The 23,411-nt window shown below is 31.9% G+C and carries 22 protein-coding genes, 1 other RNA gene and 1 pseudogene; 21 read left to right on the forward strand and 3 right to left on the reverse strand.

Annotation, left to right across the window (positions count from 1 at the left end):
• Positions 1–74 precede the first annotated feature (74 nt).
• The 4 genes from CAAU_RS06260 (at position 75) to mnmM (ending at position 2,440) form a co-directional block, all read left to right on the forward strand.
• Positions 75–524, forward strand: coding sequence for a Nif3-like dinuclear metal center hexameric protein (locus tag CAAU_RS06260; protein WP_008908584.1), 450 nt, complete (start codon positions 75–77; stop codon positions 522–524).
• A gap of 98 nt (positions 525–622) precedes the next feature.
• Positions 623–995, forward strand: an RNA gene (rnpB, locus tag CAAU_RS13920) — RNase P RNA component class A.
• Between the two features lie 129 nt (positions 996–1,124).
• Positions 1,125–1,829: a pseudouridine synthase gene (locus CAAU_RS06265; protein ID WP_008908585.1), complete on the forward strand. Its 705-nt coding sequence runs from the start codon at positions 1,125–1,127 to the stop codon at positions 1,827–1,829.
• Positions 1,830–1,843: 14 nt separating this feature from the next.
• Positions 1,844–2,440 (forward strand): tRNA 5-(aminomethyl)-2-thiouridylate-methyltransferase MnmM, encoded by a 597-nt coding sequence (gene mnmM / locus CAAU_RS06270; protein WP_008908586.1) that lies wholly within the window; start codon positions 1,844–1,846, stop codon positions 2,438–2,440.
• Here mnmM and CAAU_RS06275 read toward each other — a convergent pair.
• Complete coding sequence (locus CAAU_RS06275) at positions 2,388–3,041, reverse strand: hypothetical protein (RefSeq protein ID WP_040306113.1); 654 nt, start codon at positions 3,039–3,041, stop codon at positions 2,388–2,390. The genes mnmM and CAAU_RS06275 overlap by 53 nt on opposite strands.
• Before the next feature lie 57 nt (positions 3,042–3,098).
• On the opposite strand from CAAU_RS06275, the gene surE reads away from it, so the two are divergent.
• From surE to speD, 10 genes and pseudogenes are all read left to right on the forward strand, one after another.
• The gene (gene surE, locus CAAU_RS06280; protein WP_008908587.1) at positions 3,099–3,863 is read left to right on the forward strand and encodes a 5'/3'-nucleotidase SurE; all 765 of its coding nucleotides are present in this window, start codon (positions 3,099–3,101) and stop codon (positions 3,861–3,863) included.
• Positions 3,860–4,051: a YpmA family protein gene (locus tag CAAU_RS06285; protein WP_008908588.1), complete on the forward strand. Its 192-nt coding sequence runs from the start codon at positions 3,860–3,862 to the stop codon at positions 4,049–4,051. Before surE ends, CAAU_RS06285 begins: the two co-directional genes overlap by 4 nt.
• Positions 4,052–4,199: 148 nt before the next feature.
• Positions 4,200–5,078 (forward strand): MurR/RpiR family transcriptional regulator, encoded by an 879-nt coding sequence (locus CAAU_RS06290; protein WP_008908589.1) that lies wholly within the window; start codon positions 4,200–4,202, stop codon positions 5,076–5,078.
• Between the two features lie 160 nt (positions 5,079–5,238).
• Positions 5,239–6,603: an NADP-specific glutamate dehydrogenase gene (gene gdhA / locus CAAU_RS06295; protein ID WP_008908590.1), complete on the forward strand. Its 1,365-nt coding sequence runs from the start codon at positions 5,239–5,241 to the stop codon at positions 6,601–6,603.
• Between the two features lie 209 nt (positions 6,604–6,812).
• Positions 6,813–8,045, forward strand: a pseudogene (locus CAAU_RS06300) (BaiN/RdsA family NAD(P)/FAD-dependent oxidoreductase); the annotation flags it as partial.
• Positions 8,046–8,056: 11 nt separating this feature from the next.
• Positions 8,057–8,419 carry a chorismate mutase gene (gene aroH, locus CAAU_RS06305; protein ID WP_008908592.1) on the forward strand — a complete coding sequence of 121 codons (363 nt, stop codon included), beginning with the start codon at positions 8,057–8,059 and terminating at the stop codon, positions 8,417–8,419.
• Between the two features lie 36 nt (positions 8,420–8,455).
• On the forward strand, positions 8,456–9,118 hold the full coding sequence (gene cmk, locus CAAU_RS06310) for a (d)CMP kinase (protein ID WP_008908593.1): 663 nt from the start codon (positions 8,456–8,458) through the stop codon (positions 9,116–9,118).
• Positions 9,119–9,121: 3 nt separating this feature from the next.
• Positions 9,122–9,733, forward strand: a complete 612-nt coding sequence (locus tag CAAU_RS06315; protein ID WP_008908594.1) for a lysophospholipid acyltransferase family protein — start codon at positions 9,122–9,124, stop codon at positions 9,731–9,733.
• A complete protein-coding gene (locus CAAU_RS06320; RefSeq protein ID WP_051004391.1) occupies positions 9,711–11,675 on the forward strand; it encodes a bifunctional 4-hydroxy-3-methylbut-2-enyl diphosphate reductase/30S ribosomal protein S1 in 1,965 nt (654 codons plus the stop codon). The genes CAAU_RS06315 and CAAU_RS06320 overlap by 23 nt, the downstream gene beginning before the upstream one ends.
• Positions 11,676–11,905: 230 nt before the next feature.
• Entirely contained in the window at positions 11,906–12,286 is a 381-nt protein-coding gene (gene speD / locus CAAU_RS06325; RefSeq protein ID WP_008908596.1) for an adenosylmethionine decarboxylase, read from the forward strand.
• A 46-nt stretch (positions 12,287–12,332) separates the two neighbouring features.
• Here the strand turns inward: speD and CAAU_RS06330 are convergent, their stop codons facing one another.
• Complete coding sequence (locus tag CAAU_RS06330; RefSeq protein ID WP_008908597.1) at positions 12,333–13,955, reverse strand: putative manganese-dependent inorganic diphosphatase; 1,623 nt, start codon at positions 13,953–13,955, stop codon at positions 12,333–12,335.
• A gap of 145 nt (positions 13,956–14,100) precedes the next feature.
• Here CAAU_RS06330 and CAAU_RS06335 point away from each other — a divergent pair, with 145 nt between their 5' ends.
• The gene (locus CAAU_RS06335) at positions 14,101–16,701 is read left to right on the forward strand and encodes a calcium-translocating P-type ATPase, SERCA-type (protein ID WP_008908598.1); all 2,601 of its coding nucleotides are present in this window, start codon (positions 14,101–14,103) and stop codon (positions 16,699–16,701) included.
• Between the two features lie 17 nt (positions 16,702–16,718).
• On the opposite strand, the gene CAAU_RS06340 is transcribed toward CAAU_RS06335, so the two are convergent.
• Positions 16,719–17,129 carry a hypothetical protein gene (locus CAAU_RS06340; RefSeq protein ID WP_008908599.1) on the reverse strand — a complete coding sequence of 137 codons (411 nt, stop codon included), beginning with the start codon at positions 17,127–17,129 and terminating at the stop codon, positions 16,719–16,721.
• A gap of 252 nt (positions 17,130–17,381) precedes the next feature.
• On the opposite strand from CAAU_RS06340, the gene hypF reads away from it, so the two are divergent.
• Genes hypF through CAAU_RS06370 form a run of 6 tightly spaced genes read left to right on the forward strand, consistent with a single transcriptional unit; the run spans position 17,382 to position 23,408 of the window.
• Positions 17,382–19,625 carry a carbamoyltransferase HypF gene (gene hypF, locus CAAU_RS06345; RefSeq protein WP_008908600.1) on the forward strand — a complete coding sequence of 748 codons (2,244 nt, stop codon included), beginning with the start codon at positions 17,382–17,384 and terminating at the stop codon, positions 19,623–19,625.
• Complete coding sequence (locus CAAU_RS06350) at positions 19,616–19,849, forward strand: HypC/HybG/HupF family hydrogenase formation chaperone (RefSeq protein WP_008908601.1); 234 nt, start codon at positions 19,616–19,618, stop codon at positions 19,847–19,849. Before hypF ends, CAAU_RS06350 begins: the two co-directional genes overlap by 10 nt.
• Positions 19,824–20,906 (forward strand): hydrogenase formation protein HypD, encoded by a 1,083-nt coding sequence (gene hypD / locus CAAU_RS06355; RefSeq protein WP_008908602.1) that lies wholly within the window; start codon positions 19,824–19,826, stop codon positions 20,904–20,906. The genes CAAU_RS06350 and hypD overlap by 26 nt, the downstream gene beginning before the upstream one ends.
• A 9-nt stretch (positions 20,907–20,915) precedes the next feature.
• Entirely contained in the window at positions 20,916–21,917 is a 1,002-nt protein-coding gene (hypE, locus tag CAAU_RS06360; protein ID WP_008908603.1) for a hydrogenase expression/formation protein HypE, read from the forward strand.
• Positions 21,918–21,931: 14 nt separating this feature from the next.
• A complete protein-coding gene (locus tag CAAU_RS06365; RefSeq protein ID WP_008908604.1) occupies positions 21,932–22,321 on the forward strand; it encodes an NADH-quinone oxidoreductase subunit C in 390 nt (129 codons plus the stop codon).
• Between the two features lie 4 nt (positions 22,322–22,325).
• Positions 22,326–23,408 (forward strand): hydrogenase large subunit, encoded by a 1,083-nt coding sequence (locus tag CAAU_RS06370; RefSeq protein ID WP_008908605.1) that lies wholly within the window; start codon positions 22,326–22,328, stop codon positions 23,406–23,408.
• The last annotated feature ends 3 nt before the right edge of the window (positions 23,409–23,411 follow it).

The following is a 23,411-nucleotide window of genomic DNA, read 5'->3' on the forward strand; positions in this document are numbered from 1 at the left end:
GGTCAATATCATTGTTAAATTTTACATAAAATGATATAATTCATAAAAGCAAAATATAAAATTGAGGTGAAAGGATGGAGAGAATTCAAAAGTATATAGCAAGGTGTGGTGTAACATCGAGGCGAGGGGCTGAGGAGCTAATTAAACAAGGAAGAGTGGGAAATTTAAAAGGAGAAATTAGGTTAAAAGAGTTTATCAATTTAATAAAGCAAAAATTTAATGTTGATAATGTGCGAATAGTAGGTAATTTAGATAAAAAGATTAAAAGGATAGGAATAGTAGGGGGAAGCGGATCATCCTTTATTAGAGACGCTTTAAATAAAGGATGTGATGTATTAATAACAGGCGATATAAAGCACCATGATGCTATTATAGCTTCTGTATTAGGTTTAAATATTATAGATGTAGGACATTTTGCAAGTGAATATTTAGCAGTTACATATTTATTGGACATAATTAAAAAAAGCTTTGATGTTGAATGTATTTTAACGGAAACTAATAAAAATCCATTTGCGGTGTTATAAAAGAAAATTTTACTTGTCTTTGAAAAAAATTATTATGGACAATATAACAAAAAGATGATATTATATAACTTGTGCTTGAAAGTTAAATGAATAATTGTTGAGTAAGCCGGATGGTCGCTGCCGCATTCAGCGGGAGAGGAAAGTCCGAGCTCCACAGGGCAGGGTGCTGGGTAATACCCAGTGGAGGCGACTCCAAGGAAAGTGCAACAGAGATATACCGCCAGATCCAATCCCTTGGATTGGTGAGAGCAGCTTATGCTGCCTGGTAAGGGTGGAAAGGTGAGGTAAGAGCTCACCAGCACACTGGCGACAGTGTGGCTCTGTAAACCCCACCTGGAGCAAGACCGAATAGGGGAGCAAATGCGCTGGCCCGGCGTGCTCCCGGGTAGTGTCGCTTGAGCCTGCTGGCAACAGTAGGCCTAGATAGATGACCATCTAAAACAGAACTCGGCTTACAGGCTTACTCAACTTATGCATCGATTCCACTACGCATATGCGTAGTGGATTTTTATATGCTTTATATTTTGGTCAATATCATTGTTAAATTTTACATAAAATGATATAATTCATAAAAGCAAAATATAAAATTGAGGTGAAAGGATGGAGAGAATTCAAAAGTATATAGCAAGGTGTGGTGTAACATCGAGGCGAGGGGCTGAGGAGCTAATTAAACAAGGAAAAGTCAAAGTTAATGGTGAATTAATAAAGGATATCATTCTTGTTGATCCTGAAAGGGATATAGTTGAGGTAAATGGGAAAATTATAAAACCTGAAGAGAGAAAAGTTTATATAATGTTAAATAAACCCGTTGGATATGTTACAACGGTTAAGGATGAAAAAGGACGAAGGACAGTATTAGATTTGATTGATGTAAAGGAAAGAATATATCCTGTAGGAAGATTAGATTATGATACTTCAGGGCTTCTTATTTTAACCAACGATGGGGACTTTGCCTATAAACTTATGCACCCTTCGAAGGAGGTAGACAAGGTTTACATAGCAGAGGTTGAGGGAATCCCAACTGAGAAGGAATTAGAGATGTTCAGAAACGGATTAAAAATAGAAGATTATATTACATCAAAGGCAAAAATAGAAATTCTTAAAACAATCGATAAAAATGCCATTGTAAGAATAGTGATACATGAAGGCAAAAATAGGCAAGTTAGAAAAATGTGTGAAAAAATAGGACATAAGGTGTTAAAACTAAAAAGGGTTCAAATAGGCAAAATAAAATTAGGAAGCTTGGAAGTTGGAAAATGGAGATATTTAAATAAAGAAGAGATAGAATGGGTTAAAAGATTATAAAAAGGAGGAAAAGGATGTATAGGATTGTTTTAAAGGCTACCAGAATGGCACAAGATATAGTTAAGAAGGTTATAGATGAAACTGATATTGCTGTAGATGCAACATTAGGAAATGGAAATGATACATTATTTTTGAGTAATCTTCTTCATAGAGGGAAAGTTTATGCTTTTGATATTCAAACTATTGCAATTGAAAAATTTAAAAAAACAATCCATGAAAGAAACATAAAAAATGTTATATTGATTAATGACGGGCATGAAAATATCCTAAATTATGTTATGGAAGCACCAAAAGCTATTATGTTTAATTTAGGATATTTGCCAGGTGGAGACGAAAAAATCATTACAAGACCAGATACAACATTAAAGGCCTTATCAGATTCATTAAAAATTTTAAAACCTGGAGGGGTAATAACTTTAGTTGTATATACAGGACATTTAGGAGGAGCTGAAGAAGGACTTTTGATTGACGAATTTATAAAAAAGTTAGATCCTAAGATTTATTCTGTTATGCAGATTAAATTTGCAAATAGGGATGAAAGGGCTCCATATTTAATTGTTATTGAGAAAAATGACAGTTATAATGAAGATAAACATAATATTCTCTGTTAGTAAAAAATTTAATAACCTTTATTTTAGCAGGGGGAGTTATTTTATAGCCACATTTTAAGCAAATATAATTCCCATTTAAAATATAATCCGTATGTCTTTGGATGTTTAAATTGTTTATATATTTTTGCCAACTATCCCATCCGGTTTTACAAAGCTTAATTCTGTTAGATGGATCAGCTAATACCCAGCGTAATAATTTATGAAAATGAAATGGATACTTTGTATAATCGATATAATCTTGAGGAACACCTAAACTAATTATATATTCTTTGAATGTATCTTCGATTAAAGTTTGAAGAGGATCGGTTATTTTTGAGCTGATTACTGTGTATCCCTTTTCAGATAAATGTTTCCTTGCCTTATTGAACATATATCCTCTACATATATTGATTTCTTCATATTTACTTATATTTAATGCTTTTATTCCATTTTCGATTATTTTTATACAATAATCTTCGAATTTTTTTTCTTTAAAGTATGGTGATTTAAAATATTTAATAGGGATAACTTCATAATAATATTCAAGAGTTGATGTTCTTAAAAGTCCAATAACTGTGCCTCCAACGAGGCTGCCGCTTCCAGCATCGTCAATTTGTATCATAGCCTTACTCCTTTCATGCTTATATATTTAATTTTCCAAAAAAGGAGGGCCTTTATTATGAGAATTTTAATAACCAATGATGATGGAGTCAATGCTAAAGGTATATATTTTCTTACAAAGGAACTTGAAGCTCATCATGAATGCATTGTAGTAGCACCTGATAAACAAAGAAGTGCAGCAGGACATTCAATTACACTACACAGACCTATAACGGTTAAAAAAGTAAAACTAGAAGGAATAAAAAGTATGGTTTATAGCGTTGATGGAAAACCTGCAGACTGTGTAAAGGTTGCAATTGAAAAACTATTGAATGAAAAGGTTGATTTAATAATATCTGGAATAAATAATGGATATAATTTAGGAACTGATGTGTTATATTCAGGGACAGTATCAGCTGCTGTTGAGGGTGCGATATATAAAATACCTTCAATAGCTGTGTCGGTAGATTTTGATGCTGATGAAGAATATCTAAAAAGGGCAGCAAAAATTTCAAAAGAAATTGCGGAAAGATCCTTTAATAACCTTAAAGATGATGTGGTTCTTAATGTTAACATCCCTAAAGATGAAACTAAAAAGGGTATTAGGGTATGCATTTTGGGAAATAGAGTATATAAAAATGCCTATATTGAGGAAGAGACTGACAATGAATATGAAAGAAGATTCCAACTTGCCGGAACAGTTATGGATAATGATGATGAAAATTCTGACGTTTTTTATATAAAGAAGGGTTATATAACAGTTACACCTTTACATTATGATCTTACTAACTTTAACATTATTGCACAAGTAAATTCATGGCTAACAGAGGAGGAATCTAAATGAAAAAAATTCATGAAGATTTAAATCTAATAGCAATTATGGAATTTAAAAGTTATGATGAAATGTATAAGGTAGTTGACTTTTTGAATAAAAATTTAAAAAAATATGGCTTAATTTTTGGTCTAACAAGCAAAAATGGTAAGGATACGATTTCTATTTATGATGCTGAGCCAGATAGTCCTACAGAATAAAGTTTATAGAATCAATTTGCATTCAATTGAAGGATATATTGCAAGAAACAAAATAAAATGATAAAATATAATTGTATTTTTAGAAAATTGCAATTAGGTCGATTTATTAATTTAGATGGGGAATATTTAATAGAAAAGGGGTATTTTTATGGATGGAAATAGGCAAGACTTAATGAAAATAATTCAAACGAAATTTCCAAGGTTAAGCAAAGGACAAAAAATCATTGCAGAATATATTTTAAAACATTACGATAAAGCCGCATTTATGACAGCAGCAAAACTTGGTCAGACTGTAGGAGTTAGTGAGTCTACAGTTGTAAGATTTGCCAATGAATTAGGATTTAGTGGATATCCAAGTCTTCAAAAAGAATTGCAAGAACTTATAAAAAACAAATTGACTTCGGTTCAAAGAATTGAAATAACAAATGATCTTATAGATGAGGAAAATCCTTTAAGAAGTGTCCTAAAGGCAGATATGGAGAATATAAGGGTTACTTTAGAAAAAATAAATCAAAATGTCTTTGATGAAGTTGTTAATGAGATACTAAAGGCAAAAAGAATCTACATAGTTGGATTCAGAAGTTCACAGGCCCTTGTTGAGTTTATGGGATTTTATTTGAATTTAATATTAGATAATGTAAGGGTTGTATCAAGAGGAGTTAGCGATATTTTTGAGCAGCTTCTTAGAGTTGGTGATGGGGATTTAGTTATAGGCATTTCATTTCCAAGATATTCAACAAGAACTATTGAAGCTTTAAAATTTTCAAAGGATCGAGGTGCAAAAGTGGTAGCTATAACAGATAGCTTGCTTTCCCCATTAGCTTCACATGCTGATTACACACTAATTGCACAAAGCAATATGGTATCCTTTGTTGACTCCCTTGTGGCGCCTTTGAGTCTGATTAATGCTTTAATTGTAGCAGTAGGAGTTAAGGAAAAAGAAACGATTTCGGAAACATTTAAGACCCTTGAAAATATTTGGGAAGAATATAATGTTTATGATAGTAAGATAAAAAATAACGATTAGTGCAAAATTTATAAAAATTCAAAAAATAATAAAAAACGGATGATAAATCTAAAAAACAAATGATTAAAATGAAATTAATTATTTTTTTGACTTGAAAAAATGCAAGAAATCATTCATAATAGAGTTGTAAGGATTCGTTATTTTGAAGGAGGTTATTAAAATGGCAAAGAAAAACATCTCTCCCTCTGATTACATTAAACAGGTAATCGAAAATGTAAAAAAGAGAAATCCAAATGAGCCCGAATTCCTCCAGGCAGTAGAAGAAGTATTACCAACTTTACAACCTGTTTTAGAAAAACATCCAGAATACATAGAGGCTAATTTGCTTGAAAGATTTTGTGAACCAGAAAGAGTTGTAATGTTTAGAGTTCCATGGGTTGACGATGAGGGAAATCTACATGTAAATAGAGGATATAGAGTTCAATTTAATGGAGCAATTGGACCTTACAAGGGAGGACTTAGATTCCATCCATCGGTTAATTTAAGCATCATTAAGTTCCTTGGTTTTGAACAAATTCTTAAAAATTCATTAACAGGGCTTCCAATTGGTGGTGGAAAGGGAGGTTCTGATTTTGACCCAAGGGGTAAATCTGATGCTGAAATAATGAGATTTTGCCAAAGTTTTATGACTGAACTATATAGACATATAGGTCCTGACGTTGATGTTCCAGCAGGAGATATTGGTGTTGGAATAAAGGAAATAGGATATCTATATGGACAATATAGAAGAATTAGAGGGGCCTTTGAAAACGGAGTGTTAACAGGTAAAGGATTATCATACGGTGGTAGTTTGATAAGACCAGAAGCAACTGGCTATGGTGTTACTTATTTTGCACAGGAAATGTTAAAGCATGAAGGAGAAACTATTGAAGGAAAGACTGTTGCAGTGTCAGGATTTGGTAATGTTGCATGGGGTGTATGCAAAAAGGTTGCAGAATTAGGCGGTAAGGTTGTAACACTTTCAGGACCAGATGGATATATTTATGATCCAGATGGAGTTGTTGGTGAAAAGATAGATTATCTACTTGAAATGAGAAATTCAGGAAGAGATAGAGTTCAGGATTATGCAGATAAATTTGGTGTTCAATTCTTCCCAGGACAAAAACCATGGGGTGTAAAAGTAGATATAGTTATGCCATGTGCTACTCAGAATGATATTCATTTAGAACATGCAAAACAAATAGTAGCAAATGGAGTTAAGTATGTTGTTGAAGGTGCTAATATGCCATGCACCAATGAAGCTTTAGAATATTTCTTAGCTAATGGGGTTCATGTTGGACCAGCAAAGGCAGCAAACGCAGGTGGAGTTGCAACTTCAGCCCTTGAAATGTCACAAAACAGCATGAGAATGGCTTGGACTGCTGAAGAAGTTGATCAAAAGCTACACCAAATAATGGTAAATATTCATAATATGGCAATGAAAGCTGCAGAAGAATATGGATTTGGATACAACCTCGTTGCTGGTGCAAATATAGCAGGCTTTATTAAGGTTGCAGATGCAATGCACTCGCAAGGTAATTATTAATTTGTAATCTTTTGTCCAATATTTAAGGTAGGCATATCTCAGAATGTGCCTACCTTATTTATTTTTGGCTTTGAATATATTTTTCATACTTGTGATAAAAGTTATAATTAATCAAGGTGATTTATTATAATATTTTTTTTGGATAAAATATGTTATAATAAACAATGTTTAATTTTACATAGAGTTTTTATTGTAAATTATTAAATAAGGAGGCCTATATGAAAAGGGTTATAGTAGTTGGTGGTGGTGCTTCAGGGATGATGGCTGCCATAATAGCAGCAAAATATGGAAAAGACGTTTTGCTCATTGAAAAAAACGATCGGCTTGGGAAAAAGATATTTATTTCAGGGAAAGGAAGATGCAATGTTACAACTAGCAAAAGCATCGATGAAATAATAAAAAATATTCCAGGAAACGGGAAATTCATGTATAAAGCACTACATACCTTTTCAAATTATGATTTAATAAAGATGATTGAGGATAAGGGGGTAAAACTTAAGATTGAACGAGGTGACAGAGTGTTTCCTGACAGCGATAAATCTAGCGACATAATAAAATGCTTTGAAAAATATATGCAAGAATATAAAGTGGGAATTATGTTAAATACAAAAGTAACTGACATTTTAGTAAAAGACAATAAAGCTATTGGGGTAGAAATAAATGGAAAGGAGAAAATCTTTTCTGATGTAGTAATTTTATCAACCGGCGGTGCTTCGTATCCAGGGACAGGCTCAAGCGGAGATGGTTATAGATTTGCTAAAAAATTGGGACACACTGTGATTGATTTAAAACCTTCATTAGTTCCACTCATTGTTAAGGAGGACTGGGTTAGAGAATTAATGGGACTTACTCTTAAAAATGTAGAAATTAAAGTTAAAAATAACAACAAAGTTATATATCAGGATTTTGGTGAAATGCTCTTTACACATTTCGGAGTTTCAGGACCTATAGTTCTTTCTGCAAGCAGAAATATCGTTGATATTTTACCAAAGGAAGTTGAATTTATAATTGATTTAAAACCTGCATTATCATTTGAAGAATTAAATAAAAGAATTTTAAGGGATTTTGAAAAATATAAAAATAAAGATTTTAAGAATTCCTTAGATGACTTATTACCTCAAAAACTTATTCCTATTGTAATAAAATTATCTGGTATCGATCCAAATAAAAAAGCCAACTCAATTACAAAGCAAGAAAGATTAAAGCTTGCTAGTCTTTTGAAGGAGTTTAAACTAACGATTGTTGGAACACGCCCCATAGAAGAAGCTATCGTTACAAGAGGTGGTATATCAATAAAAGAAGTAGATCCGCAAACAATGGAATCAAAAATAATAAAAGATTTGTATATAACGGGAGAACTTTTGGATGTTGATGCTTATACTGGGGGATTTAATTTACAAATAGCCTTTTCAACAGGCTATTGTGCTGGATATTACTGTTAGGGGTGATATCGATGTATTCAATTAGAGGTGCTATAACTGTTGAACGTGATACTAAAGAGGAAGTTTTTACTGCTACAACAGAATTATTTGAAAAAATAGTTGAGGAAAATAATTTAAACATTAAAGATGTATTTACTATCATTTTCACAGCAACAAAGGATATAAAAAGTGCATATCCTGCTGAAGCATTAAGAAATATAGGGTTAAAGCATATTTCATATATGTGCATGCAGGAGATGGACGTAGAAAATAGTCTTAATAAATGCATTAGAATTTTAGTATTAGTAAATGGAGATAAAAGACAAAGTGAAGTTAAAAATGTGTATTTAAGAGAAGCAATTAATTTAAGACCAGAACTAAATGAAGGAATTTAGCTTTTTTTATAGAATTATTATAAAGGGGAGTTGTGAATGAAAAAATTCTCTATAGCAATTGATGGACCTGCAGGTGCAGGCAAAAGCACTATAGCAAAAATTATTGCCCAAAGGTTAAAAATAGAATATATTGACACAGGAGCAATGTATAGGGCAATAACTTTAAAGATTATCAGAAATGGGACTGATATTAATAACATAGATGAAATTATTGAGTTATTGGAGAAAACTGATATAAATTTTATTAATGGTAGAGTTTATCTGGACGGCGAAGATGTATCGGAAGAAATAAGATTGCCTGAAATAGGTAAGCTTGTTTCACAAGTAGCTGCAATAAAAGAAGTAAGAGAAAAATTAGTTGCAATTCAGAGGGATATTGCTAAAAATAAAAGCGTTATTATGGATGGGAGGGATATTGGGACAAACGTTTTAAAGGATGCAGAGATAAAAATATTTTTAGTTGCATCTGTTGAGGAGAGGGCTAAAAGAAGATATAAAGAGCTTCTAGAAAAGGGAATAGAGGTATCCTATGATGATATAGTTAAAGAAATTGAAAAAAGAGATTATATAGATTCAACCCGAGAAGTTAACCCATTAAGAAAAGCTGATGACGCAATAGTAGTTAATAATACAAATAAGACATTAGAAGAGGTTGTTGAGGAAATTCTAAATATAGTTTGTAAAAAAGTTGAGGTGTAAAGTATGAGCTTATACAGGATTTTAAGGTTTATTGCTAAGGGGGTATTTAAATTAATTTATAGAATCGAAGTTAAAGGAATTGAGAATATCCCAAAGGATGAAGGAGCGTTAATTTGTCCGAACCATTACACATGGGCTGATCCTGTTATGGTAGCTATTACAACACCAAGACCTATAAGATTTATGGCAAAGTTTGAGGCTTTTCAGAACCCTTTTTTGAGATTTTTATTAAAAAATTTAGGAGCTTTTCCTGTAAGGAGGGGGGAGCCTGATTTAAATGCTATAAAAACAGCATTGAAGTTATTAAAGGATGAAAATTTATTAGGGCTTTTTCCACAGGGAACAAGAGTTAAGGGAGACGATTTAGGGAAGGCCCACTCTGGTGTAGCTTTACTTTCAATTAAATCAAATAAAAAAGTTATTCCTGTATATATAGGAGGAAACTATGTTCCGTTTACAAAAATGAGGGTTTTTTTTGGAGAGCCAATTGATTTTTCAGCATATACTAAGGACAAGCTAACTGGTGAGGATTATTTAAGATTAAGCCAAATAGTTATGGAAAAGATTAAAGAATTAAAAGAGGGGGGAATAAATGATGGAAATTCTTCTTGCTAAAAATGCCGGATTTTGTTTTGGAGTTAAAAATGCTATGGAAAAGGCATTAAAAGCTTCTGAGGAAGAAAAAAATGTAAAAACATTAGGGCCTATTATTCATAATCCGGATGCAGTAAGACTTTTAGAAGAAAAGGGTGTTTGCTCACTAAATAGCGTAGAGGATGTTGGAGAAGATGACACGATAATAATAAGATCTCATGGGATAGGAAAGGGTGAATACGAAATCTTAAAAAGTAAGGCTATGAAAGTAATAGATGCTACATGCCCATATGTAAAAAATATACACAACATTGTAGAGAAAAACTTCAAAAACGGATATAAGATAGTTATCATAGGTGATTCTGAACATCCTGAAGTAAAAGGGATTAATGGCTGGTGTGATAACGAAGCGATTATTATTAAGGATATTGATGGGGTTGTGGAGGATAATTTTAAAAATCAAAGAGTTTGCGTAGTTTCACAGACCACGTTTAATGCAAAAAAATGGCATGAAATAGCTTGTAAAATTATTGCTTTAACCAAAGAGGCTTTAATAATTAATACAATTTGTAGTGCCACTGAAATAAGGCAAAAAGAAACTGAGGATATATCAAAAAAAGTTGACCTAATGATAGTTATTGGTGGGAAAAATAGCTCAAATACAAGAAAACTTTACGAAATTTCAAAGGAAAATTGTAATAACGTTATGCTTATTGAAAATGCTAATGAACTTAACATAGAAAAAATAAAACAATTTAATAAAATAGGAATAACTGCTGGCGCATCTACTCCACAATTTGTTATAGAGGAAGTAATGAATAATTTGGTTAGTATATCAAATGAAGATAAGATTACTAATGATGTTTTTGAGAAAAATAAATTAGAAACTAAAATTGAAGATTCTAATGATATGGATTTAGATTATTTTAGTGATTTTATAAAAATTGAAGTAGGAGATGTTGTAATGGGTAAGGTTCTCCATGTTACAGATGAAGAGGTGTATTTTGATATAGGCTATAAATCCGATGGAATTTTACCAAAGGAAGAAGCATCTAACTTGCAGATTAATCTTAAGGAAAAATTCAAAATAGGAGAAGAATACGAGGTTGAGATTATAAAGCTAAATGATGGAGAAGGAAATGTTTTATTAAGCAGAAGGAGTCTAGAAAAGGAAGAATTCATAGAAAACCTAAAGAATTATAAACATGATGGAACATTAGTTGATATAGAAGTTATTAGAGTGATTAAGGGAGGATTTGAATGTAAAATAGGAGAATTAAGATGCTTTATGCCCCTTTCACACTCAGGCATCGATTTAGTAAAGGATAATCCTGAGGATTTAGTTGGGAAAAAACTTAAGGCAAATGTTTTAGAAGTAAAAGAAGATGGTAAAATTGAAATAATAGTATCAAGAAGGGAAGTTGCAAGACATGAAAGGCAACAAAGGTCTAGGAATATAATATTAAATCTTCAGGAAGGTATGACACAAAGAGGTAAAGTTAAGACTATAATAGATTCTGGTGTATTTGTAGATACTGGAGATTATGATGCCTTTATCCCAGTTTCAGAATTATCCTGGAAGAGAATTCAAAAACCAAGCGATGTAATTAAAATAGGAGATATAGTAGAATTTATAATAATAAAATTGGATAAAGCATTAGGAAAGGTTACTGGAAGCATAAAACGAACTATGGAAACACCTTGGGAAAAGTTTATTAAAAAATACTCTGTAGAAGATATAGTAGAAGGTAAAATAGTGGCATTTGCAGAATTTGGAGCCTTCGTAGAATTAGAAGAAGGTGTTCAAGGCTTAGTTCATATATCGAATATGTCTCATATAAGAATAAATAAGCCTCAGGATATTGCTAAGATTGGCCAAAAGGTAAAAGTAAAAATAATAGATATTGATTATGAAAACAAAAGAATATCACTATCTATAAAGGATGCAAAAAATAGCAGGTGAGAATCCTGCTATTTTTTTGCTATTATATTGCATTTTTTGAAAATAGTCATATAATATAAGTAGTAGAAATAGTAACTTTGCTTAAAAATAAGAGATTTATTGAGAAAAATTGATATGTTTTAATTGTAATTTTAAATAATTATGGATTTTGTTTAAAATGCTTGACTTTTTGTGTTATTTTGATAAAATTTAATTATTGTAAAAAATGAAAAAGGAGGTTGAGAGTTAGAATGAACGCTTTGGGTCGTCACATAATTGCAGAGATTTATGGTTGTGATGCAGAAATTTTAAACGACAGAGAAAAGATTGAAAAGATAATGGTTGATGCTGCACTTATGGCTGGTGCTGAAGTTAGGGAAGTAGCTTTTCATAAATTTAGTCCACTTGGCGTTAGTGGCGTTGTAGTTATTTCTGAATCTCACCTTACAATTCATACTTGGCCAGAGTTAGGATACGCTGCAGTAGATGTCTTTACATGCGGCGATCATATAAATCCTTGGGATGCTTGTAATTATATGACTGAAAAATTTGGAGCAACCCATATTACTGCTACTGAAGTTAAAAGAGGTTTGTTTGATCAACCTGTTCAAGTAAAAGTTTCATCGTTATAAATTCAAAAATGCGCCCTAAATCACAAGGACGCATTTTTTATTTGTGTTATTCAATTATTTGTGAAAGTGGAGGAATTATTTGCTTTTTCCTTGAAATTACTCCAGGCAAAAATACAAAATTATTATGCACATCCACGTTAAAGGCCTTTGCAATAAGATCTTTTTCCTTTCCTGTAAATATTATCTCTGAACCTTCTCTAATAATATCAGTTAACATTATTATTAATAAATCATATCCTTTTTCGTTACATAATTTGTTCATGAAATTTAATAAATCATTTTTGGTTTCACCAAGGCTTTCAACGTTCATAGTATTAACTTGACTTATACCAATTTTATATTTTCCAAGTTTAAATTCTTTAAAATCTTGGAAGAAAATTTCTTCTGGCGTTCTGTTTTGAAGAGATGTTCCAGCTCTAAACATTTCAAGGGCAAAGCTTTCGATATCTATACCAGCTATTTCTGCCAGCCTTTCAGCTGTTATTTTATCTATGTATGTGCAGGTAGGTGATTTAAATTTAACTGTATCTGATATAATAGCTGCACAAAGTAAACCAGCAATATTCTTTGGGGGTCTAATCCCATTTTCAAAATACATCCCTGCAATTATAGTCGATGTGCTTCCGACAGGTTCATTCCTAAAGAAAATAGGTTTACCCGTCTGAATGTCAGCAACTCTATGGTGATCTATAATTTCAAGGATTTCGGCATCATCAATTCCATGGACAGTTTGGGATCTTTCGTTATGGTCTACTAAAATAACCTGCTTTTTCTTTTGTGATATTAAATGATATCTTGATATAAAACCATAGATTTTATTATTTTCATCTAAAACAGGATAACTTCTATATCTTGTTTGCAGCATCTTATCTCTTATTTCATCTACAAAATCATCGATATGGAAGCTTATTATATTTTCAGTAGTCATTACATATTTTACAGGTATGCTTTGATTTATTAATCTGGCAGTAGTATAGGTGTCATTAGGTGTATTTATAATAATGCAGTTGTTTTGTTTTGCAAGTTCTAAAATTTCATCCTCAGCACTAAACCCTCCAGTTATAATTAAACAATTAGCTCCAAGTTCTATAGCCTTTTTTTGGGAATCCTTTCTGTTGCCTATTATTACGATATCTCCCTTTTCAATAAACGGCTTCATGCTTTCAGGGGACAAAGCTGCAACTACTATTTTACCGTTGGAATTAAATTTCGCTTCGTCTCCCAAAATAATTTTAGCGTTTAAGGTTTCCAATATATTTCTCAATGGCGTTTTAATTATATTGTTTTCAAGTGTATCCATGTATTTACTTGTAATATTGGATAATGTAACAAGCCCCAAAAATTTTTCGTTTTCATCGATAACTGCCAGCGTCTTGACATTGTTTTTTTTCATAAGCATCCAAGCGGTTTTTATAGAAGAATCTGGGGATATTGGGATTACTTTATCCAAGTTTAAATCTGAAACTTGAGTTTTTACAGTTGGAAGGATGTCTGGCTTTGGAATATTAAAGTAATTTAATACAAAGTCTGTTTCTTGATTGATATCCCCAAGTCTTTTAGCGATTGCGTTAAAACCCAAACGTTTTTTTAGCTCAGCATAGGCTATTGCAGCTGAAATTGAGTCAGTATCAGGATTTTTGTGGCCAAATATGTAAATAATATCTGTCATTAAAACACCTCCTATATACTTAAATATTATAACCAATAAATACTATTTTTTAAATAATGACTTCTTTTTGTGATATAACTATATATTTAAAAATATATTTTAATTAGATTTATCTTCTTTAATTTTAACTAAGGGGGATGGTATTTTGGCATTTTATGGAGTCGACATAAAAAAAGAAAATGAATTTTTAGGTTTAACAAAATACGAAGTAAAAAAGAGGCAACAAAAATATGGGTATAATGAAATAGCTAAAAAGAAAAAGAAATCATCATTAATTATCTTTTTGTCACAGTTCAATGATTTTATAGTATGGGTTCTATTAGTTGCAACTATAATTTCTATATTTTTGGGGGAAATCGCCGATGCAATAACTATATTTATAATAATATTGATGGACGGAATTTTAGGCTTCATTCAGGAATATAGGACCGAGAAGGCTTTAGAAGCTTTAAAGGAGTTTGCTGCACCAACTGCAAAGGTTATTCGCGAAGGAAAGAAAATGGTAATAAAGGCTAAAGAATTAGTTATAGGAGACATAGTAGAATTAGAAAGCGGTGATAGAGTTCCTGCAGACATATTGATATTAAAATGCGATGCCCTACAGAGCGATGAGTCAATTTTGACTGGCGAATCAATGCCGATTGATAAAAAAGCTTATAATGGAGATAAAATAAAACAAGAAAATATGGTCTATATGGGCTGTTTAGTAACTAAAGGGAAGGCCTTAGGTAAAGTTATAGCAACTGGGATGAATACAGAAATGGGTAAAATAGCAGATATGCTAGAAAATATAAATGATAACAAGACCCCTCTTCAGGAAAAACTTGATAAATTAGGAGAATATCTTGTATATCTAATATTGGCGATATGCGCATTGGTTACTATTACAGGGATATTAAGGGGCGAAAACATATATAAAATGTTTTTAGTTGGTGTAAGTTTAGCAGTTGCTGCTATTCCAGAAGGTCTTCCTGCAGTAGTAACTGTTTCATTAGCATTGGGAGTTCAAAGGATGATGAGAAAAAATGCTCTTGTAAGAAGACTTCCGGCAGTGGAGACATTAGGCTGCACCCAGGTAATCTGCTCCGATAAAACTGGAACATTAACTCAAAATAGGATGACGGTGAGGAAATTATATATTTTGAATAAGGAATATAAAATAGCTGGTGAAGGTTATGACATAAAGGGAGAATTATTATATGAAGGAATAAGGGTAAACTTAAACAATAAGGAAGCCTTTAAAAAATTGCTTGAATGTTGTGTTTTATGTAATAACTCTTCGATTGAAGGGAATAATTATTTAGGAGATCCTACTGAAATTGCATTACTTGTATTAGCGGCAAAATTTGGATACAAAAAGGAAGAACTAAAGGAATTCAAAATATTAAAGGAGAACCCCTTTGATTCTGATAGAAAGATGATGTCGGTTCTTGTGCAAAAGGGCAATAGAAAATTTCTTTTCGTAAAAGGAGCACCTGAGAAGGTTATGGAAAATTGTAAAGCTCTTTTGGAAGATATGAAGACAAGAGTTATAACAGAAAACGATAGAAAGGCAATTTTATCAGCTAATGATAAATTGGCAAAGGAAGCATTGAGAGTATTGGCTTTTGCTTATAAAGAAATTGAAAACACGGAGGACGAAAAGGAACTAATATTTTTAGGTTTAGCAGGAATGATTGATCCCCCAAGAAAGGAAGTTTATGATGCTGTAGTAGAGGCAAAAATGGCGGGAATAGTTCCAGTGATGATAACAGGTGATCATAAATTAACAGCTGAGGCTATAGCAAAGGAATTAGGCATATTAAACGAAAAGGAGCTTATATTAACAGGAGAAGAACTAAATAAAATCTCAGAAAAAGAACTTGATGATATAATAATGAAAGTAAAAGTTTTTGCTAGAGTGACTCCAACACATAAATTCAGAATAGTTAAGGCATATAAGAGAAAAGGACTAGTGGTTGCAATGACTGGCGATGGAGTTAATGATGCTCCAGCGGTAAAGGAAGCCGATATAGGTGTTGCTATGGGTAAAAGTGGAACAGATGTAACTAAAGAATCGGCATCTTTAATATTGCTTGATGATAATTTTGCAACTATTGTTACTGCAGTTAAAGAGGGTAGAATTATTTATGATAACATAAGAAAATTTATAAGATATCTTCTTTCATGCAATATTGGGGAAGTATTGACTATGTTTTTAAGTTCATTGTTGAGTTTACCTATTCCGCTATTACCGATACAGATATTATTTGTAAATTTAGCTACGGATGGCCTACCTGCAATGGCTCTTAGCATGGAAAAGGGAGAAAAGGATATCATGCAAAGGATGCCAAGGAAAAGGGATGAAAGCATATTTTCGGAGGGATTGTTACACAAAATTATCTTAAGAGGAATACTTATCGGTTTGTGCACAGTGGCATCCTATGCAATAAGTTTAAATTATTTTGGCAACATTGTTATATCTAGAACAATAGCCCTTGGCACATTAATAATGTCGCAGTTATTCCATGTTTTTGAGTGTCGTTCAGAGAGACAATCTATATTTAATATAGGTATTTTGACTAATAAATATTTAATATATGCAGTTTTATCTTCGCTATTTATGTTGATTTTTATAATTTACAATCCCTTCATGCAGAAGGTTTTTTATACGCAACCTTTGAATACTATTCAATGGCTTATAGTGCTATTATTTTCAGGTATAATTTCTTTGATTTCTAGCCTTTATTGGTATAAAAGAAATTAAAGGAAGTAAAGACAGCTTTACTTCCTTATTATTTGTTTTTGTTGAAGCTTTTTAAGGTCAAGTCCGATAGGAATTAATTCTTTTTTAGTTGTCATATTTATGACATTCATTATTTCTATAACATCAGAATCTTTCTTTTTGTTCTTTTTAGGTTTTAAACCTTGAATTAAAACTAAATGCCCCTGATTTACTTGAATAAATTCTGGCTTTTTAAAGAACCTTCTTTTTTTGTATTGGCACTTAACTACAAGTTTGCTTCTTTCAGGTTTTACAACAATATCAACCTTTAGCAAGTGAATAAATCCCAATATTACTTTTTCAGCAACTTTTACACTTAGAACATGTCCGTGAACCTGGGTTAGGCGATCTTTATATTTTTCCCAGTAAGCATCTTGAAGTTTTTGATTTAATTTTTCTTTAAATCCCATATTTCATTCTCCTTTATACTAAATTTATTGTAAAAAATTGCTTAAAAAAATCTTAACATTATTATATTATAACAATAATTTAGAGTGTAGTCGAGGGGGAATAGATTGTTAATAATTTAATCTGTTAAATCTATTTAAAAAATAAATAAATTGTGTTATACTTATATAAAGCCCAAAATTTAACTAATTTTTCTATCTGTTATATATAAAAATAGATACTGTTATATCAAATAAAATACAGGTGATAAAATTATGATACGAGCTGTAATAAGAGTTAACGGTATTGTTCAGGGTGTTGGTTTTAGACCTTTTATAAATAAGTTAATTCAAAATTTTAATTTAAAAGGTTGGGTTAAAAATACTTCTTTGGGGGTTGAATTAGAGGTTGAAGGTGAAGAAATTTATATTAGAAGTTTTTTAGAGGAAATAATAAATAACCCTCCAAAGTTAGCCTATATAGAAGATTTACAATATGAATTTTTTCAAGATTTAAAATATTATAAAGGGTTTGAAATTATAAAAAGCCAAGATAAAGAAGACAAGTTTACCTTTATATCTCCTGATGTTAGCATTTGTGATGAATGCCTTAGTGAATTATTCGATAAGGAGAATAGAAGATATTTATATCCTTTTATTAATTGCACCAATTGTGGACCACGTTTTACAATAATAAAGGATGTTCCCTATGACAGAGATAAAACCACAATGAAAGAGTTCAAGATGTGTCATAAATGTCTAAGTGAATATTTAGATATTGAGGATAGAAGATACCATGCTCAGCCTAATTGCTGCAGCGATTGTGGACCTAAGGTGTATTTTATAGACAAAAATATGGAAAAATTCGATAAAGGAATAGAAAAGGCAATAGAATATTTAAAGGATGGTAAAATAATTGCAATTAAAGGCATAGGAGGATTTCATGTAGCCTGTGATGCAAAAAATAAAGAATCATTAGTAAAATTAAGACAACGTAAAGGTAGGGATGAAAAGCCCTTTGCCCTTATGATGAAGGATATAAATACTGTAGAAAATTATTGCTATTTAGGTAAAGAAGAAAAAAATATCTTGGAGAGTTATAAGAGGCCTATTGTATTGCTTAAAAAAAGAAATAATCTTTTGGATCATGTGTCAGAAAATAAATGGTTAGGAGTTATGCTACCATATTCTCCTTTACATTATATACTTATGCAGGAATTAGACGTGCTTGTAATGACAAGTGGAAATATTCATGATGTTCCAATAGTTTATAAAAATGAAGATGCTATAAATGAACTTTGGGATATCGTAGATGGGTTTTTGATTCATGAAAGAGATATACATGTAAGGTGTGATGATTCAATCGTAAAGGTATTTGAGGGCAAGGAATATTTTATTAGAAGATCAAGGGGCTATGTTCCTTTCCCGATAAGATATAATTCAAGAAATAAGATTTTAGCCTGTGGAGCAGAACAGAAGGGATCCTTTGCTTTGAGCAAAAATGGTTTTGTCTTTTTGAGTCAGCATATTGGAGAATTAAGAAATATTGAAACCTACAAGCATTATATAGATCAAATTGAACATTATAAAAAATTATTTGATATAGATATTGATAGAATTGCCTGTGATATGCATCCTGATTACTTGTCAACACAATATGCGAAGGAGATAAGCAAAAAGCAAAATATTCCCCTTTATATGGTGCAGCATCACCATGCCCACATGGCATCATGTATGGCGGATAATAAGTTGGAGGGGGAAGTAATAGGTATCATTTGGGATGGAACAGGTTATGGGTTAGATGGGAAAATATGGGGTGGAGAGTTTTTGGTTGGTGATTATAAAGAATTTAAAAGGGTAGCTACTATAAGAGACATAGCTTTACCTGGAGGAGATATGGCTATAAAGGATATTTATAGGATAAAGTATTCTATATTAATGGATGCATTAGGAGAAATTCCAAATGAATTTGCTACAACAGATGACCTGCAAGTAATAAATATGATGTTGAATAAAAATTTCAACACAGTTAAAGCCAGCAGCATAGGCAGGTTGTTTGACGGCGTTGCAAGCATTCTTGGTATTAAAGATAGGGTATCCTATGAAGGTCAAGCAGCGGTTTTATTAGAGTCAAAGGCTTTGGAAAATGATTTGTTTTATAAATATGAAATTTACAATGATGAAATATTAAAAATAGATTGGAGGCCTATTATAAGAGATATAGTAAATGATGTTACTTTAGGTAAGAATGTAGATATTATTACAGCTGCATTTATGAATACTTTAGTAAATTCAGCTGTTGAAATAGTTTTAAGGCTAAAGGATATTTATAAGATAGACAGAGTTGTTATTTCTGGTGGAGTTTTTCAAAATATTTATCTACTAAGTAAATTAGTTCAGATTCTTAGAAACAATAATTTTAAAGTATATTATCATAATAGGGTTTCCACTAATGATGAAGGAATAGCATTAGGACAATTAGCTGTTGCAGAAAAAGGGGGAGGAATATTATGTGTTTAGCAGTTCCTTTAAAGGTAATAGAAATTGATGGCAACGATGCTGTAGCAGAGCTAGATGGTATTAAGATGAAGATCAGAGTAGATTTTGTCAAAGATATAAAAATTGGTGATTATGTATATGTTCATGCTGGTTTTGCAATAAACAAACTTGATGAAAAGCTTGCAAAGGAAAATTTAGAATTATTTAGGGAGGTTGCCAATGCAGCTAAAAATAAATCCAAGTGAGGTAAAGGACATTGTAGAGTTTATAAAAAACTATGATAAAAGGAAAATAAAAATAATGGAAGTATGTGGAACACATACCATGTCTATTGCTAAAAGTGGCATAAAAACGATACTTCCAGAAAATATAAAATTAATTTCTGGGCCAGGGTGTCCGGTTTGTGTCACAGCAATTAATAGAATTGATGAAATTTTAACTCTATCCCAAAATCCTAAAGTTTTGATAGCTACTTTTGGTGATATGCTTAAAGTTCCAGGAAGTCGTCAGGGATTTAATTTGGCTACATTAAAGTCTATGGGGGCTAAAGTAGAAGTTGTTTATTCTGCAATGGATGCAATTTCAATAGCAGAAAATAATCCTGATTTTGAGGTTGTTTTTTTGGGAATCGGCTTTGAAACAACGGCTCCAGGAACGGCTGTTGCAATAAAAGAAGCAAAGGAAAGGAATATTAAAAATTTTTCGGTTTTTTCTATGCATAAATTTGTAGAACCAGCATTGAGGGCCTTATTAGATTCAAAGGAGATCGAAATCGACGCATTTATTTGTCCAGGACATGTATCAACTATTCTTGGAATAAAGGGATTTAGATTTTTAGCTGATGACTACAAAAAGCCCTCTGTAATATCAGGTTTCGAACCGGAAGATATTTTAACAGCAATATATAAAATAATTATGCAGTTTGAAAAAAATATTGCTATCATTGAAAATGAATATATGCGAATTGTAACCTTAGAGGGAAATGAATTTGCTCAAAGAATAATGGAGGATGTTTTTGAACCTGTTGATGATATTTGGAGAGGTATAGGAATCATTCCTAAGAGTGGTATGGGAATTAAGGATACTTATTGTGATTTTGATACGGTTAAAAGGTTTGATATAAAATTAGATTTTAAAGATAAATTAACAATTTGTAAATGTGGTGATATAATAAAAGGGAAGATAGAACCTAAGGAGTGTTCATTGTTTGCTAAATTATGTTCACCTGAAAATCCAATAGGTCCATGTATGGTTTCAAGTGAGGGGGCCTGTGCGGCATATTATAAGTATTTAAGATTCTGAGGTGAAATTATGGAAGAAATAATTACTTTAGACTATGGAAGCGGTGGAAAGAAAACTTCAAGTTTAATAGAAGAAATTCTTTTACCTAAATTTGATAACAGCAAGTTAAATGAATTAATGGATGGAGCAGTTCTAAAAAGTAAAGGAAGAATTGCATTCTCAACTGATAGCTTTGTTGTTTCACCTTATTTTTTTCCTGGAGGAGATATAGGCAAATTAGCAGTTTGTGGGACTGTTAATGACCTTTTAATGTGTGGTGCAATCCCTAGGTATCTAAGTTTGAGCTTCATTATAGAGGAAGGATTCAAAATTGAGCACCTAAAAAAAATAGTAAATTCGATTAGCGAAACCGCAAAAGAATGTGGTATTGAGATAGTAACAGGAGATACAAAGGTTGTGGAAAAGGGAAAGGGAGATGGCATATATATAAATACTTCAGGTATAGGTTTTATGGAAATAGAAGGGTATGCTAAGGCAAGGATTAATGATGGAGATGTAGTTATAGTTACGGGAAATGTTGGGGATCATGGAGTTGCAGTTATGTCAGCAAGAAATGGCTTCTTTTTGGATACGGATCTTAAATCGGATTGTATGCCCCTAACTAATTTAGCAAAAACTATTTTTAAGTATGGTAGAGAAGTTAAAATAATGAGGGATCCTACACGAGGGGGATTAGCTACTACATTAAATGAGTTTGTTGAGGGGACTGAATTTTCTATTGAACTTATAGAAAAAGATGTTCCAATTGCACAAAATGTATTTACTGCTTGTGAAATACTTGGAATTGATCCATTATACAGTGCAAATGAAGGAAAGATAGTTTTGATAGCGTCAAAAGATATAGCAGAAGATTTAGTAAAGGATATTAAAAATCTACCTGAGGGTAAAAATGCAGCTATTATAGGAAAAGTAACCTCAAACCATAAAGGTTTAGTTGTGTTAAAAACTCCAATCGGAGGTTCAAGAATATTAAATAAGTTAACTGGGGCACAGCTTCCCAGGATATGTTAAATGGAGGTGATTTAATGCAAAATTTTAAGTCAATTGAAATTAAGAAGGAAGAAATAGTTCCTATTGCAGAAAAGATGAGTGGTGAAGGAAGAAGACTTGTTATGATCCACGGATATGTGGATAAGGAGGGGCAAAAAATAGTGAGTTACCATTATGAAGTTGGTGATACTATTGAAGCCTATACGGTTAAAGGAGAAGATGTTTTACCTACAATATCGCATATTTATGATGTTTCAGCCTCATGGCCAGAAGAAGAACTTCATGAACTTATTGGAGTTAACTTTGAAGGTTTAAATATGAAGGGCAGGCTTTTCCTTCCAGATACGATGTTTGAAGGAAAGGGTCAGATACTTGTTACTCCATTAAATGAACTAGTGAAAAAAACTCAAGGAATAAAGGAGTGATTAGATGAGTTACGTAATTCCAATTGGACCATATCATCCTTCTTTAGAAGAACCCATACATGCTAAACTTTATACTGAAGGTGAAATAATAAAGGATGCTGAAGTTTTTATAGGCTATAATCATAGAGGTATAGAAAAATTAGCTCAAGAAAAGAATTTTATCCAAACATTAGTTTTAGTAGAAAGGGTTTGTGGTATTTGTTCTCACTCTCATCCCTTTGCATATGCTCAAGCTATAGAAAAGATTGCCAATATGGAGGTTCCTAAAAGGGGACAATATATAAGAGTTATAATGGCTGAACTTGAAAGACTTCACTCCCATTATCTTTGGCTGGGTATAGCTGCCCATTTAGTTGGATATGATAGTTTATTCATGCATATTTGGAATGTAAGGGAAAAGATAATGGATATTTTAGAGGCTATATCTGGCAATAGAGTTAACTATGGTATGATAATTATAGGAGGTTCAAGAAGGGATATTAGTGATGATTTAAGAAGAAATATATTGCAGATTTTAGATGAATTTAAAGCGGAACACGAAAAAATAAAGGAAATTGTTCTTAACGATAAAACTTTAGCCATGAGAACAAAGGGAGTAGGTGTTTTACCAAAGGATATAGCTATAAAAATGGGAACAATTGGTCCCCATGCAAGGGCTTCTGGAGTTAAGGTAGACGTTAGAAAGGATGCTCCATATTCATCTTATGAAGATTTTGAATTCGATGTTCCTGTAGTTGAAGATGGAGACGTTTTTGCAAGGATATTAATAAGGGCATTAGAAGTTGATGAAAGTATAAAGATTATAAAGCAAGCATTAGAAAACCTACCTGAAGGACCAATTAATTTAGGAATGAAGATCCCTAAAGTTCCTGCTGGGGAGTTTACACAAAGGGTTGAAGCTCCAAGAGGTCAAGTAATATATTATGTTGTTACAGATGGAGGACAAACAAATTATAGAGTAAGTATACATGTTCCGACCTTTAAAACAGCACCTACAGTTCCTTATATGCTAAGGAATAATACCGTTGCAGATGCAGGACTTATTATTGCAAGTATAGACCCTTGTTTCTCATGCTTAGATAGGTAGTGA

Origin of the sequence: Caloramator australicus RC3, assembly GCF_000297115.1 — a bacterium.
Classification (GTDB): domain Bacteria; phylum Bacillota; class Clostridia; order Clostridiales; family Caloramatoraceae; genus Caloramator; species Caloramator australicus.